General features: G+C 71.7%; 10 protein-coding genes. 7 read left to right on the forward strand and 3 right to left on the reverse strand.

Annotated features, from left to right (window positions below):
- Window positions 1-21 precede the first annotated feature (21 nt).
- On the reverse strand, window positions 22-1,755 hold the full coding sequence (locus ACGF3J_RS13405; RefSeq protein WP_393854141.1) for a sensor histidine kinase: 1,734 nt from the start codon (window positions 1,753-1,755) through the stop codon (window positions 22-24).
- Between the two features lie 136 nt (window positions 1,756-1,891).
- Here ACGF3J_RS13405 and ACGF3J_RS13410 point away from each other — a divergent pair, with 136 nt between their 5' ends.
- From ACGF3J_RS13410 to ACGF3J_RS13440, 7 genes are all read left to right on the forward strand, one after another.
- Window positions 1,892-2,845 (forward strand): ABC transporter ATP-binding protein, encoded by a 954-nt coding sequence (locus ACGF3J_RS13410; protein ID WP_161326735.1) that lies wholly within the window; start codon window positions 1,892-1,894, stop codon window positions 2,843-2,845.
- Between the two features lie 6 nt (window positions 2,846-2,851).
- A complete protein-coding gene (locus ACGF3J_RS13415; RefSeq protein WP_161326734.1) occupies window positions 2,852-3,646 on the forward strand; it encodes an ABC transporter permease subunit in 795 nt (264 codons plus the stop codon).
- 182 nt (window positions 3,647-3,828) lie between these two features.
- A complete protein-coding gene (locus tag ACGF3J_RS13420; protein ID WP_393854142.1) occupies window positions 3,829-4,284 on the forward strand; it encodes a phospholipase in 456 nt (151 codons plus the stop codon).
- Window positions 4,285-4,343: 59 nt separating this feature from the next.
- Window positions 4,344-5,201 carry a prephenate dehydrogenase gene (locus ACGF3J_RS13425; protein WP_161326733.1) on the forward strand — a complete coding sequence of 286 codons (858 nt, stop codon included), beginning with the start codon at window positions 4,344-4,346 and terminating at the stop codon, window positions 5,199-5,201.
- A 343-nt stretch (window positions 5,202-5,544) separates the two neighbouring features.
- Complete coding sequence (locus ACGF3J_RS13430; protein WP_161326732.1) at window positions 5,545-5,979, forward strand: hypothetical protein; 435 nt, start codon at window positions 5,545-5,547, stop codon at window positions 5,977-5,979.
- Between the two features lie 156 nt (window positions 5,980-6,135).
- A complete protein-coding gene (locus tag ACGF3J_RS13435) occupies window positions 6,136-7,314 on the forward strand; it encodes a lipase (RefSeq protein WP_161326731.1) in 1,179 nt (392 codons plus the stop codon).
- 142 nt (window positions 7,315-7,456) lie between these two features.
- On the forward strand, window positions 7,457-7,672 hold the full coding sequence (locus ACGF3J_RS13440; protein ID WP_122617543.1) for an MbtH family protein: 216 nt from the start codon (window positions 7,457-7,459) through the stop codon (window positions 7,670-7,672).
- A 67-nt stretch (window positions 7,673-7,739) separates the two neighbouring features.
- Here the strand turns inward: ACGF3J_RS13440 and ACGF3J_RS13445 are convergent, their stop codons facing one another.
- The gene (locus ACGF3J_RS13445; RefSeq protein ID WP_393854143.1) at window positions 7,740-9,635 is read right to left on the reverse strand and encodes a BTAD domain-containing putative transcriptional regulator; all 1,896 of its coding nucleotides are present in this window, start codon (window positions 9,633-9,635) and stop codon (window positions 7,740-7,742) included.
- A gap of 758 nt (window positions 9,636-10,393) precedes the next feature.
- The gene (locus ACGF3J_RS13450) at window positions 10,394-12,784 is read right to left on the reverse strand and encodes an HAD-IC family P-type ATPase (protein ID WP_161326729.1); all 2,391 of its coding nucleotides are present in this window, start codon (window positions 12,782-12,784) and stop codon (window positions 10,394-10,396) included.
- Window positions 12,785-12,930 lie beyond the last annotated feature (146 nt).

Raw genomic sequence — 12,930 nt, forward strand, 5'->3', positions numbered from 1 at the left:
CTGGTGGTGAGAGATGGTCGGTCAGAGCGTGTCCTTGGCCATGAGGACATCATCCTCGAAACAGAGCCGGTACATGGTGTCGCCGAAGTCGAGGAGATTCCTGCTCGCCCGGTAGTACTCGCACGTCGCCCCGGCCGGCTTGGCGGGCTCGGAGGTGACCGGCGGCGGCTTCCTGATCCGGCGGTCCGGCAGCACCGGCGCCAGCTCGTCGCGGGTCTCCCCGACACGTATCCCGGCGTAGTCCTCGGGGCTGAGCGACGTCGTCGCCGAGGTGAAGACGTAGAGCCCGCCGAGGAGCGCCACGATGGCGGCACCGAGCACCGCCGGGATCAACGCGGCCCGCCGCGCGTCGCGCCTGAGCCGGGCCCGGGTGCGCAGCAGCGCGGTCCGCGAGGCGCTGAGCCACGGCGCGGCGGAGGCGGGCCGGGCCGCGTCGGCCCCGGCTCCGGCGCCCGGTCCGCTCGTGGCGGCCCCGACACCCCCGTCCTCGCCGCCGCCGGCCGTCTCGTGGTCGTCGGGGTGCGGCCCCGGACCACCGGTGCCGGTGCCCGGCGGTTCGATGTGCCGCGACGGCGAGGACGCGCTGCGCGGCAGGCGCGCGTGCACCTCGAAGCCGCCGGCCCGCGGGCCGGTCCGCAGCGTGCCGCCCGCGAGCCGGACGCGCTCGTCGAGGCCGATCAGCCCGGACCCGCTGCCCGTCGCGGGCGCGTCCGCACCCTGCTCCGGCCGTTCGTTGACGACCGAGACCACGGTCTCGTCCGCCGTGTGCGTGACCCGTACGGTGATGGGGGCGCCCGGCGCGTGCTTCGCCGCGTTGGTCAGGGCCTCCTGCACCACCCGGTAGGCCGCGAGGTCGGACAGCAGCGGGGTGCCCGGCCGGTCCCGCGCCCCGTCCTCCTGGAACTCCACCGGCGTGCCGGACCGCTGGAAGCGGCGCACGAGCTGGGTGATGGACTCGTGGGCGGGGGTCAGCGAGGGCGTGGGGTCCTCCCGCAGCAGCCCGATCACCTCGTGCAGCCGCTCGGTGGCCATCGTGCACCGCTCGCGCAACTGCCCGACGGACTCCCGGTGCTGCTCCGAGAGACCGGGGGCCAGTTCGAGACCACCGGCGAGCAGAGCCATCACGCTCAGCTCGTGGCCCAGGGAGTCGTGCATGTCCTGCGCGATCCTGGCCCGCTCCTTCAGCCGCGCCTGGTCGGCGATGTAGCGCTGGCGCCACTCCAGTTGCTCCGCGTGCTCCCAGCCGGCGTGCGTCAACGCGGTGCGCTGGCTCCACCAGTTCCCCGCCCACCAGGGCAGCACGCAGGCGATGAACATCGTCATCAGCAGGCTCAGCCAGTCCTTGGACTGGGCGACCGTGCTCACCAGCAGCAGCCCGGCCACCGCGACGCACAGGAACACCAGGTGCGCCGGCCCCAGCCGGGTCAGCCGACGGCCCGCGAGACAGCTCAGCACCACCGTCGCCATCGACGGCCACAGGCTCGCGCCGAACCACGGATAGAACAGCGTGAGGAGCCCGGCGAGCAGCAGCGACAGCAGCGGCGCGGTGCGCTGCACCACCACCGCGACGGTGATGACCAGGCACGCGGTCAGCCAGCTGGCCGGCGTGCTCACGAGCGCCTCGGTGCTGAGGGCGGAGGGCGCCAGCAGCACCAGGAGCAGCACCAGATCGCCACGCCGGGCGAACGGACGTTCGGAGCCCAGGACCCGCAGAAGCGATTCGGTTCGTCGGCGCACGGCCTGCCATCGGTGCATTCCAGCACGCTACAAGAGGCGTTGCGGGCTCCGGATCTGCCGAAAGTCGCATGCGGTCGTTGCCGATCGCCAGATGTTCTCGCCCTTCCCCTCTCCCTAGCGTTGAAGTCGTGACTTTGGAAGGAGCCACCAGGCGATGATCACTTTGGACCGACTGACCAAGCGGTACGGCGACAAGACGGCCGTCTCGGACCTCTCGTTCGAGATCAATCCGGGAAAGGTCACCGGATTCCTCGGCCCGAACGGCGCCGGAAAGTCGACGACCATGCGCATGATCGTCGGTCTGGACGCGCCGACGTCCGGGCGGGCCCTGGTGGGCGGCAAGCGGTACGAGGAGCTGCGGCACCCGTTGCGCGAGGTCGGTGCCCTGCTCGACGCCCGCGCGGGCCACCCCGGCCGCTCGGCCCACCAGCACCTGCTCGGCCTGGCCCGCAGCAACGGCATCCCGGCCTCCCGGGTCGCCGAAGTGCTGGAGACCGTCGGCCTGACCGAAGTGGCGAAGAAGCGCATCGGCTCCTTCTCCCTCGGCATGGGCCAGCGGCTCGGGATCGCCGCGGCCCTGCTGGGTGACCCGAAGGTGCTGCTCTTCGACGAGCCGGTCAACGGCCTCGACCCGGACGGTGTGCGCTGGGTCCGCGAGCTGATGCGCTCCCTGGCCGCGGAGGGCAGGACGATCTTCGTCTCCAGTCACCTGATGAGCGAGATGCAGGAGACCGCCGACCACCTCCTGGTCATCGGCCGCGGAAAGATCATCGCCGACGCGCCGATCGAGGAGGTCATCGCGGGCAGCTCGCTGACCGCCGTCCGGGTCCGGACCCCGCAGCCCGACGTGCTCAGGCGCGAGCTGCTGGAGTTCGGTCTGCGGGTCGAGCCGGACGCCGGCTCCGAGCCCGACGAACTCCTCGTCGTGGGCGGCACCCTGGAGGAGATCGGCGACCTGGCCTTCCACCACCGCGTCCCCATCCACGAACTCAGCATGCGCAAGGCCAGCCTGGAACAGGCGTACATGGAACTCACCGCCGCGAGCGTGGAGTACGGCTCTCCCGCGCTCGCCCAGGTCACCGAAGTCCCGGACCACCAGAAGGCGTAACTGGATATGACTACAACTACCGTCCCCAAGCTCGTGGGCCCAGTGAAGGGCGGCGGCTTCAAGGGCGCCGTCGCGTTCGAGTGGACCAAGTTCTGGAGCGTCCGGGCCACTTGGTGGAACCTGGTCGTCGGCCTGGTGCTCACCGTGGGCTTCGCCGCCATCGTCGGCGCGTCGGCCGACGCCAGCGCGAAGAAGGGCGTCGACGTCACGATGCCCGCCCCGCACCACGCCTCCCAGGCCTTCCTCATCTCCCAGCTGACCATCGTGGTGCTCGCCACCCTCGCCCTCACCAGCGAGTACTCCAGCGGCTCCATCCGCACCACGCTCCAGAGCGTGCCCAAGCGCGGCCGGATGCTCCGCTCCAAGACCCTGGTGATCGCCGCGGTCGTGGTCGTCGCCGGCTTCGTCTTCAGCCTGCTGGGCACCATGGTGGCCGCACCCCTGATGGGCGACTACGGCGACTACACCGGCGGCCAGTTGTTCGGCACCGCGCTCGGCGCCGGGGTCTACCTCGCCCTCCTCGCCGTCATGGCGATCGGACTCGGCACCGTCCTGCGCAGCGCCGCGGGCACCATCACGACCCTCATCATGGTGCTGCTCGCCCTGCCCCAGCTGATGGGCGTCGTGGGCGCCAAGTGGCTGGAGACCGCCTCCGACTACATGCCCAGCGTCGCCGGCACCGTCCTGCTGACCCAGGACAGCGACCCGTACGGCGGCGGAACCGCCCTGCTGGTCCTCCTGCTGTGGGCGCTGGCCGCCTACGTCGCCGGCGCCGCGGTGCTGCGCCGCCGAGATGCCTAGGACACCCGCACTCCTCCCCCCACGGAAGAGGAAGGGGCCGCACTCCGCCAGCCGGGTGCGGCCCCTTCGCCGTGTCCTCCTCGCCTGTCCGGGCGGGGCGCGATAGCGGTGCGATAAGGGGCCCATAGCGGGTCTCGCCAAGGTGGTTGAGCCGCATCCTCACCCCACCTTGGAGGCCGTCCATGCGCACCACGACGAAGACCAGGACCACCCTCGCCGCCCTCGGTTCGGCGCTCGCGCTCGGCATCGCCGCCGCCCCCGCCCAGGCCGCCCCCGCGGACAAGCCGCAGGTGCTCTCCTCCTTCACGCAGACCAGCGCGTCCAGCCAGAACGCGTGGCTTGCGGCCAACCGCAACCAGTCCGCCTGGGCCGCCTACGGATTCGACTGGTCGACCGACCTGTGCACCCAGGCGCCCGACAACCCCTTCGGCTTCCCCTTCGACAACGCCTGTGCGCGCCACGACTTCGGCTACCGCAACTACAAGGTGGCCGGCCAGTTCGACGCCAACAAGAGCCGCATCGACAGCGCCTTCTACGAGGACATGAAGCGCGTCTGCACCGGCTACACCGGCGAGAAGAACACCGCCTGCAACAGCACCGCCTGGACCTACTACCAGGCGGTCAAGATCTTCGGCTGAGCGGAAGCGAGGGCAGGAGCGGGACCGGGACCGGGTCCTGGCCGAGGAGAGGAAGACGGATGCGCAGCGTCGTCATCGTGGGCGCCGGGGTGATCGGCCGCTCCGTGGGGCTCGCACTGCGACGGCACGGCGTGACCACCTACCTGGACGACGCCGACCCCGAGGCGGCGCTGGCCGGCGAGCGCTGCGGTGCCGGATTCGCGGCGCGTCCCCCGCGACAGGCCGACATCGCGGTGCTCGCGGTCCCGCCCGACCAGGTCGCCCCCGTCCTCGCCGAGCACCAGAAGCTCGGCACGGCCCGCTGCTACACCGACGTCTCCGGCGTCAAGGTACGACTGCACCGCGAGGTCAGGGCCTACGGCTGCGACCTGACCTCGCTGGTCAGCGGCGCCCCCGTGGTCGGCGGCGGAGAGCGCCCGGCGCAGCCCCGGGCCGACCTCTTCGACGGCAGGCCCTGGGCGCTCACCCCCACCGAGGCCACCGGGAACCTCGCCCTGAACTGCGCGCTGGAGCTGGTCGCGCTGTGCGGGGCGGTCTCGGTGCTGCTGGACCCCGAGGCCCACGACCGTGCCGTCGCCCTCGTCTCGCACGCGCCGCACGTGGTCGCGAGCCTCGTCGCCGCGCGCCTGCTGGGCGGCGACGAGTCGGCCGTGCGGCTGGCCGGCCAGGACCTGCGCGACGTCACCAGGACCGCGGACGGCAACCCCGAGCGGTGGGCTCAGACCCTGACCGCCAACGCCGGTCCCGTCGCCGACCAGTTGGACGACTGGGCGGCCGAGGCGCAGGCCATGGCCCGCGAACTGCGGGACGCCGCCCGGTCCGGGGACCCCACCGGGCCGGTCCGGCTGCGGGAGACCCTCCGCTTCGGAGTGGCGGGCCGGGCCCGCATCCGTCAGCCGGACACACCCCGGCCTTGAGACCGGGGAGGGACCACGGAACAGAACCTCGGACCCCGCCCCGAACCCCGGACCCGGACCCCGGACCCCGGACCCGGACCCTGCCTCGAACCACGGCCTCGGGCCCCGGGCCCGGACCCCGCCTCGAACCCCCGCCTCGGGCCCCGGGCCCGGACCCCGCCTCGAACCCCCGCCTCGGGCCCCGGGCCCGGACCCCGGACCCCGGACCCGGATCCCGCCACGGACCCCGGGCCTCGGGCCCCGCCACGGACCCCGGGCCTCGGGCCCCGGACCCCCGTACGGACGGCACCCCGTACGGACGCCACCACGCACGGACCGGCACCACCGACGGAAGGACACGACGATGCGCGGAATCCTGCGCACCACGGCTCTCACCGCCGCGATCGGCGCAGCCGCCCTGCTCCCCTCGACGGCGGCCTCCGCCACGGCCGGCCGGACCGCGGCGGAGGCCGCCTGTGTGACGGACAGCGGGACCGAGGACTTCGGCCGGGGCGAGATCACCGTCTGCGTCGGCGACGACGGCGTACGCGTGCGCGGCCATGTCGAGGACCTCAAGCCCGGCGGCCCCTTCACCGGCGGCGACTCCGCCTGCGTGGCCTGGTACATCACCTGGGAGACCGCGTCCGGAACCACCGCCGGCACCAGCTCCATGGCCTGCCCCCACTTCCCGGGCGGCGAGGCGTACGTCGAGTTCGACTACGACCCGACCGAGTCGGAGCACGGCCCGAAGAACGTCACCGGGGTGCGGGACACGAGCCTCACGACGATCTTCATGTGACGGGCCCGACGAAAGTCGAGGCGTGTCACCGTTCGGCCCACGGAGATCGCACAGACCTCCGTCGACCAAGGTCATGAATCCGCCGTCCCCGCTTTCACCTCGGCTTTTCCACTCCTAACGTCATCAGTGTTCCTGCTTCCGACGAAGTGAGCGCCGATGACGAAGGTGATCCGGTCCGGCCGTCCGGCGCGTCGATGCGCCGCCCTCGCGACCGCGCTGCTGCTGGCCGTCGCGCCCTCCTGCGCGGGCGGCCGGAGCGCGGCCGCCGCACCGGCCCCCGAGGTGGCGCGCGCCGCGCCCACCGCCCTGCCCGCCCTGCCCGAGCCGACCGGCGCCCTGCCGGTCGGCCTGCGCACGGCACGGCTGAGCGACACCTCCCGACGCGACCCCTGGAATCCGGACCGGCAGCGCGAGCTGACCGTGTCGCTCTGGTACCCCGCGCTGCCCTCCCGGGCGCCGCACGCCTCCTACGTCACCGCGCGGGAGTCGGAGCTCATCCTGCGCTTCCACCGGGTGAAGGGCGTACCCGCCGACCTGCTCAGCCGTACCCGCGTCCACGCGCGCCTGGCCCCGCCGCCGCTGCCCGCGCCCCCGCGCGGCCTGCCCCTCGTCCTGCTGTCACCGGGCTTCACGCTGCCCCGCACCTCGCTGACCGGGCTCGCCGAGGAACTGGCCAGCCGGGGCTACGCCGTCGCCGCCGTCGACCACGCCTACGAGGCCCCGGCCATCAGCCACCCCGACGGCCGTGTGACCGGCTGCCTGGCCTGTGAACGACGCCCGGAGGGCGCCCGGGTGGCCGCCGTCCGCGCAGCCGACCTCCGCTTCCTGCGCGAGCGCCTGCTCCGGTCGCCCGGCACCGCGGGGCTGGGGCCGCTGGACCCGTCGCGGGTGGCGGTCGTGGGCCACTCCGTGGGCGGCGCCGCGGCCTTCGAGGCGCTGCGCACCGATGCCGGCTTCGCCGCCGCCGCCAACCTGGACGGCACCGTGCACACCGCGGGGAAGAGCCCGGTGGACCGGCCGTTCCTGCTGCTCGGCGCGGGCGGGCACGGCCGTCCGGGCGCCGACCCCACCTGGGGACGGGCCTGGAAGGACCTGTCCGGGCCGCGCCGCTGGCTCTCGGTGCGCGGCGCGGGCCACCTGTCCTTCACCGACTACGCGCCGCTCCTGGAGCGGACCGGCGCGGCCGGCCCCGAGGTCACGCTCGGCGCGGCGGACGCCCAGCGGATCACCCGGGAGCTGGTGGTGGCCTTCCTGGACGAGCGGCTGCGCCTGCACGGCCCCCGGCTCGACACGGCGGCCCGGACCGACCCGGAGGTCGTCGAGCACGGCCGCTGAGCGGTCCTCCGCGACCCGCGCCGGCCCGCGGAGAAAGCGGATCGATATCGGAAGGAAAAACGGTCCCCGTACCTTGACGAAGGTCGGCAGGGTCCGCAACCCGCGCAGAGTCTTTGCCCGACGCTCCCGGAAGGAATGTGACGTGACCAATCCGTTCGAAGACGCAGACGGCCGCTACCTCGTGCTGGTCAACGACGAGGGGCAGCACTCCCTGTGGCCGTCCTTCGTGGACGTGCCCGCCGGATGGACGGTCGCCTTCGGCGAGTCCGACCGGGAGGCGTGCCTGGAGTACGTGGAGAAGAACTGGACGGACATGCGGCCCAGGAGCCTCGTGGAGGCGATGAGCGCCGGCAACTGACGCCCCCGCACGACGCGACGGCCCGTACGGCCCCGGCAGGGGCGTACGGGCCGTGGTCGTGGCCGGATCAGTCGGTGCCCACCCCGCACGGGGTGGCGGCCGCCAGGCAGTGGAAGGCGTGCAGCCGCACCAGCTCCTGCCACCGGTAGCGCATCTCGCCCCAGGCGCTGCGGCCCACCGCCTCCACGAGCTGGGCGTCGACCAGTGTCTCGATCAGATCCTCGGCCTCCAGCAGATCCGTGCCGAGCACCTTCGCCGCCTCCGCGGCCTCGAACGCCGAGTCGTCGAGGCGGCTCAACTCCCGGTAGGCGGCGGCCACCCTCGGATCCAGGTCCCGCATGCTGCGGTCCAGCCGGGCGCGCAACGAGTCGTCACCGATGCTGAGTTCCGACAGCCGGTCGCCCGAGCGCTCCAGGCGGCGGACCAGGTCGAGGACCCGCCAGTGCGTCTTGGTGAGCAGCCGGGCCGCGGCGGCCCGCAGCGCCAGCGGGGTGTGCCCGCACAGCGCGGCGAGGCGGCTGGTCGCCTCGGGGGAGTCCTCCGCCCTGGCGTCCCGCAGCACACTGGTGAGCGTCTCCCGTGACTCGTCGTCCGACAGCGGCGCGACGCGCAGCCGCAGGGCGCGGTACTTCTGCATCAGCTCGTCCAGGTTGGCCCGGCCGGTGATCAGGACACAGCACCCGCCGCTCGTGGGCAGCAGATGACGCACCTGGGCGTACGACGAGGCGTGGTCGAGCACGATCAGGACGCGCCGGCCCTCCAGCATCCCGCGGTACCGCTCGGCCGCGTCCGCGGGCTCGGCGGGCAGCGGGCCCTCGGCTCCCAGCTGGCGCAGGAACTGGTGGAGCACGGTCGGCGTGTCGCCCTCCCGGAGGTCGGCGAAGAGCTGCCCGTCGGGAAATCTGTGCGCCGTGCGGTGCGCCCAGTTGACTGCGAGGCTCGTCTTTCCGATTCCGGGACTTCCCGTGATGTAGGCGATGGGGGGTGGATTCTGTGCGGATCCGTCGAGCAGCACATCATCCATCAGCCACTGCTCCCGACTACGCCCGATGAAGTAGGCGTCGCTTTCCGGGAGCTGACTCGGAACGGTCTGCCGGACCTCTCTTTGCGGCGCCGCTATGCCGGGGACGTCGAGCTGCGGGAATTCGTCCCGGAGGATCGAGTCGTGCAGTGTCTGGAGGTCGGTGCCCAGTTCGAGCCCGATCTCTTCGATGGAGTGCCGCATTCCGTCGCGGAATGTCGTCAGCGCCTCCGCCCGTCGGCCCGATCGGTACTGGGCGAGCATCAGGTAGTAGCGCAGCCGGTCCCGCAGCGGGCAGGCGCCGACCAGTGCCTGGAGTTCGCCCAGCACGGCCTGGTGCTCACCGAGCCGGAGGCGCAGCGCCATGTGCTGCTCCACGGCCAGCATCCGCTGTTCGTCGAGGCGGGCCGCCTCGGTCTCGGCGAAGGGCGCGTAGACGCCGCCGAGCGCGGGGCCGCGCCACAGGGCCAGCGCCTGGCGCAGTGCCTCCGCCGCCGGTGCCGGGCGGTTCTCCGCCGTCAGTTCCGTGGCCCGGGCGACCAGCTGCTCGAAACGGAGCGAGTCGAGCGAGTGACCGGCGAGGCCGAGCATGTAGCCGGGCGTGGCCGTGATGATGGTTTCCGGGTCCCAGCCCGCGGTGCGGAATATCTTGCGCAGAGTGGCGATGCAAATGGCCACCTGAGTGCGCGCCGTGCTCGGCGGACGCCCGTTCCAGACCTTCTCTATCAGGGAATCAAAAGACACGACCTGATTGAAGGAGAGAAGCAGGGCGGAGAGTACGGCCCGTTGCCTGGGGCCGCCCACCGTAAGACCTCGGCCGTTCATTTTTACTTCGAGCGGCCCGAGCACTCCGAATTCGAGACCGACGGCGGAAATTTCCTTTTGGGGCTTCTCCGCGGTGCCGATTCTCTTGTCTATCGGTTCTATCAGCCGAAGATCCATGACCTCTTGATACCCCCGCGTCAAGTTGTGCTGATGTCTGCGTGCCGAAATGCTCCGGATCTTCCGGGTGCCGCGGACATGAAAACTGCGCGAAGATCGGGTCAGCCGGGTTCACCGCTGGTAGAGCCCTCGTCGCCATGTCACTCACCTCCGGATCCGGTTGCTTCGTCAGGAGTTCCTGGGTTGTGTGAGTTCCTCACTTCCGCTCGGGTGCATACGCCCGGGCCGGTGGCCCGGCGGCAGTGCGAGAGGGAGAACGTCGCGAATGTCACTGTCGTGGTCGCCGGCGCGGCACCGCCTGCGGCTCGGCCCAATGTGACCTGCGGATTTTATCCGTCGTAGCTGGCTCCCCCCTGCCTGCAGTCGAATAATACGGATCTTCTTTGGGTCCAACACTCAACTTTCGTCAGGTCTCTGCCCTGGCTTTGGTTAGTGCGTCGATTCCTATTGCTCCGCGGCTTGGATCCGGCCCCGCGGTTACCGGCCGGTCACCTCGCTTGCGGATTGTGTAAAAAATGTGAACTCCGCTGGTGGCGGCCGATGTTGTGGTGCGCCCCGGCCGACGCGGCCGCAGGGGTTCGGGCGGCTCCGGAGCCGTCGCGTCCGGTGGTGCCGGTACGGAGGTTTGGCTGGATCGTGACGCCCCTGGCGTCAGGGAGCCGTACAGACGCACAGACGCACAGACGAAAGGGACGCCCGGCACGGGCCGGGCGTCCCTTCCTCTCACCGGGCGGTACGGGGGACGACCGCCCGGTCGCTCACTCGGTGTCGAGCCCGCGCCGCATGCGGGCCCAGACCACCTCGAGGAGCAGTCCGGCGACGGCCGCACAGGCGACCGCCGTCCACGGGGCGGCGACACCGACCAGCTTCAGCTGGAAGAACTCCTGGAGCCACGGCACCACCAGCACCACCGCGAAGCTCACCGCCATGGTCAGTACCAGCGCCACCCGCCACCAGGTGTACGGGCGGGCGATGATGGCCAGGGCCCACAGCGCGGTCAGGAACAGCGCGAGGGTCGCCGCCGAGGTCTCGGCGTCCAGGTTGTCGTCGTACACGGCCCGGGCGACCAGGTAGGCCACCGAGGTGGCGGTGGCGGCCAGCACGCCGGCCGGGATCGCGAACCTGAGGACCCGGCCGACGAAGTTGGCCCGGGCACGCTCCTTGTTGGGGGCGAGCGCGATGAAGAAGGCCGGGATGCCGATCGTGAGGGAGCCGATCAGGGTGATGTGGCGCGGCAGGAACGGGTAGGGCACCTGCGCGAGCACGACGACCAGCGCCATCACCACCGAGTACACGGTCTTGGTGAGGAACAGGTTGGCCACCCGCTCGATGTTGCCGATCACCCGGCGCCCCTCCGCGACCACCGAGGGCAGCGCGGAGAAGTTGTTGTTCAGCAGGACGATCTGCGCGACCGCCCGGGTGGCCGGGCTGCCCGAGCCCATCCCCACGCCGATGTCCGCGTCCTTGAGGGCGAGGACGTCGTTGACGCCGTCGCCGGTCATCGCCACGGTGTGACCGCGCGACTGGAGGGCACCCACCATGTCCCGCTTCTGCTGCGGCCCGACCCGCCCGAAGATGAAGTTCTCCTCGACGGCGTCGGCCAGTTCCTTCGGGTCCTCGGGCAGGAACCGGGCGTCCACCGGCCGGTCGGCTCCCGGCAGCGACAGGCTGGCGGCGACGGCGCCCACCGAGACGGCGTTGTCGCCCGAGATCACCTTCGCCGTCACACCCTGGTCGGCGAAGTACTGGAGCGTCGCCGGCGCCTCCTGGCGCACCCGCTGCTTGATGACGACGAGCGCGGCGGCCGTGACCGCGTCGGGCACGGCCGCGGGGTCGTCCATGAGCGTGTCCAGCGGCCGCGAACAGCGCGCGAGGAGCAGCACGCGCAGCCCCCGCGCCCCGTAGGAGTCGGCGGCGGTGAGCACCGAGTGGCCGGCCGGCAGCATCGCGTCCGGCGCGCCGAGCAGCCACACCGACTCGGTGCCGGACGGTTCGACGAAGGAGGCACCGCTCCAGCGCCGCGCGGACGAGAAGGGCGCGGTGGCGGTGCGCCGCCAGTCCCCGGGAGCGGGATGGGACTCGATGATCGCCTGCAGGCTGGAGTTGGGACGCTCGTCGGCGGCGCCGAGCGCGCCGAGTACCGCCTCGACCGGCACGTCCGGCAGCAGCGGCAGGACCTCGTCGACGTCCATCGACGCCTCGGTGAGCGTGCCCGTCTTGTCCAGGCAGACCGTGTCCACCCGGGCCAGCCCCTCGATCGCCGGCAACTCCTGCACGAGGCACTGCTTCTTGCCGAGCCGGACCACGCCGACCGCGAAGGCCAGCGACGTCAGCAGCACCAGGCCCTCGGGAACCATGGGGACGAGACCGCCCACCATGCGCCGGATGGCCTCGGAGAAGTTGTCGTCGTTCACCACGAACTGCGTGATGATCAGCGCGATGCCCGCCGGAATGATCGCCCAGGTGACGAACTTCAGGATCCGGTCGATGCCGTTGCGCAGCTCGGAGTTGACCAGGCTGAAGCGCTTGGCCTCCTCGGCGAGCTGCGAGGCGTACGCCTCCCGGCCCACCCGGGTGGCGGTGAACGCGCCCGATCCGGCGACCACGAAGCTGCCGGACATCACCGGGTCGCCGGGCTGCTTGACCACCGGGTCGGCCTCGCCGGTGAGCAGTGACTCGTCGACCTCCAGGTTGTCGCCCGAGGTGACCGTGCCGTCCACCACGATCTTGTCGCCCTGACCGAGATCGATGGTGTCGTCGATGACGATCTCGGAGGCGCTCAGCTCGACCCGCTGCCCGTCCCGCCAGACCCGCGGCCGGCTCTCACCCACGATCGCGAGCTGGTCCAGGGTCCGCTTGGCGCGCACCTCCTGGATGATGCCGATCAGTGTGTTGGCGAGGATGACTCCGCCGAACAGTCCGTCCTGCACCGGCCCGACGATCATCACGATGACGAACAGCACGCCGATGATCGCGTTGATGCGCGTGAACAGGTTGCCGCGGACGATCTCCCCGATGCTGCGGCTCGACCGGGCCGGCACATCGTTGACCTGCCCCGCCGCGACCCGTTCGGCGACCTCCGCCGCGCTCAGGCCGACTCTCCCGCCGACGCGTGTCGTGCCCCCCGGCTCGTCCAACTGGTTCTTCATCCCTGACGCCCTCCCGGGCTCGACTCCGCGCTCAGTTCCGGTCTCGGCTGCGTCCCCCGCCACGTGACTGTAGGAGCCCGCCATCCACCGCCACCAGGCACGAACGACGTCTCTTGCGCCTTACTTTCGACAGGGATGGATCTTGG

This window comes from Streptomyces sp. NPDC048171, from assembly GCF_043202655.1.
Taxonomy (GTDB): Bacteria; Actinomycetota; Actinomycetes; order Streptomycetales; family Streptomycetaceae; genus Streptomyces.

Coding starts and splice junctions, on each gene's coding strand:
- ACGF3J_RS13415 (WP_161326734.1), top strand. CDS start 2,852: ATGACTACAACTACCGTCCCCAAGCTCGTGGGCCCAGTGAAGGGCGGC.
- ACGF3J_RS13405 (WP_393854141.1), bottom strand. CDS start 1,755: ATGCACCGATGGCAGGCCGTGCGCCGACGAACCGAATCGCTTCTGCGG.
- ACGF3J_RS13410 (WP_161326735.1), top strand. CDS start 1,892: ATGATCACTTTGGACCGACTGACCAAGCGGTACGGCGACAAGACGGCC.
- ACGF3J_RS13425 (WP_161326733.1), top strand. CDS start 4,344: ATGCGCAGCGTCGTCATCGTGGGCGCCGGGGTGATCGGCCGCTCCGTG.
- ACGF3J_RS13430 (WP_161326732.1), top strand. CDS start 5,545: ATGCGCGGAATCCTGCGCACCACGGCTCTCACCGCCGCGATCGGCGCA.
- ACGF3J_RS13445 (WP_393854143.1), bottom strand. CDS start 9,635: ATGGATCTTCGGCTGATAGAACCGATAGACAAGAGAATCGGCACCGCG.
- ACGF3J_RS13435 (WP_161326731.1), top strand. CDS start 6,136: ATGACGAAGGTGATCCGGTCCGGCCGTCCGGCGCGTCGATGCGCCGCC.
- ACGF3J_RS13450 (WP_161326729.1), bottom strand. CDS start 12,784: ATGAAGAACCAGTTGGACGAGCCGGGGGGCACGACACGCGTCGGCGGG.
- ACGF3J_RS13420 (WP_393854142.1), top strand. CDS start 3,829: ATGCGCACCACGACGAAGACCAGGACCACCCTCGCCGCCCTCGGTTCG.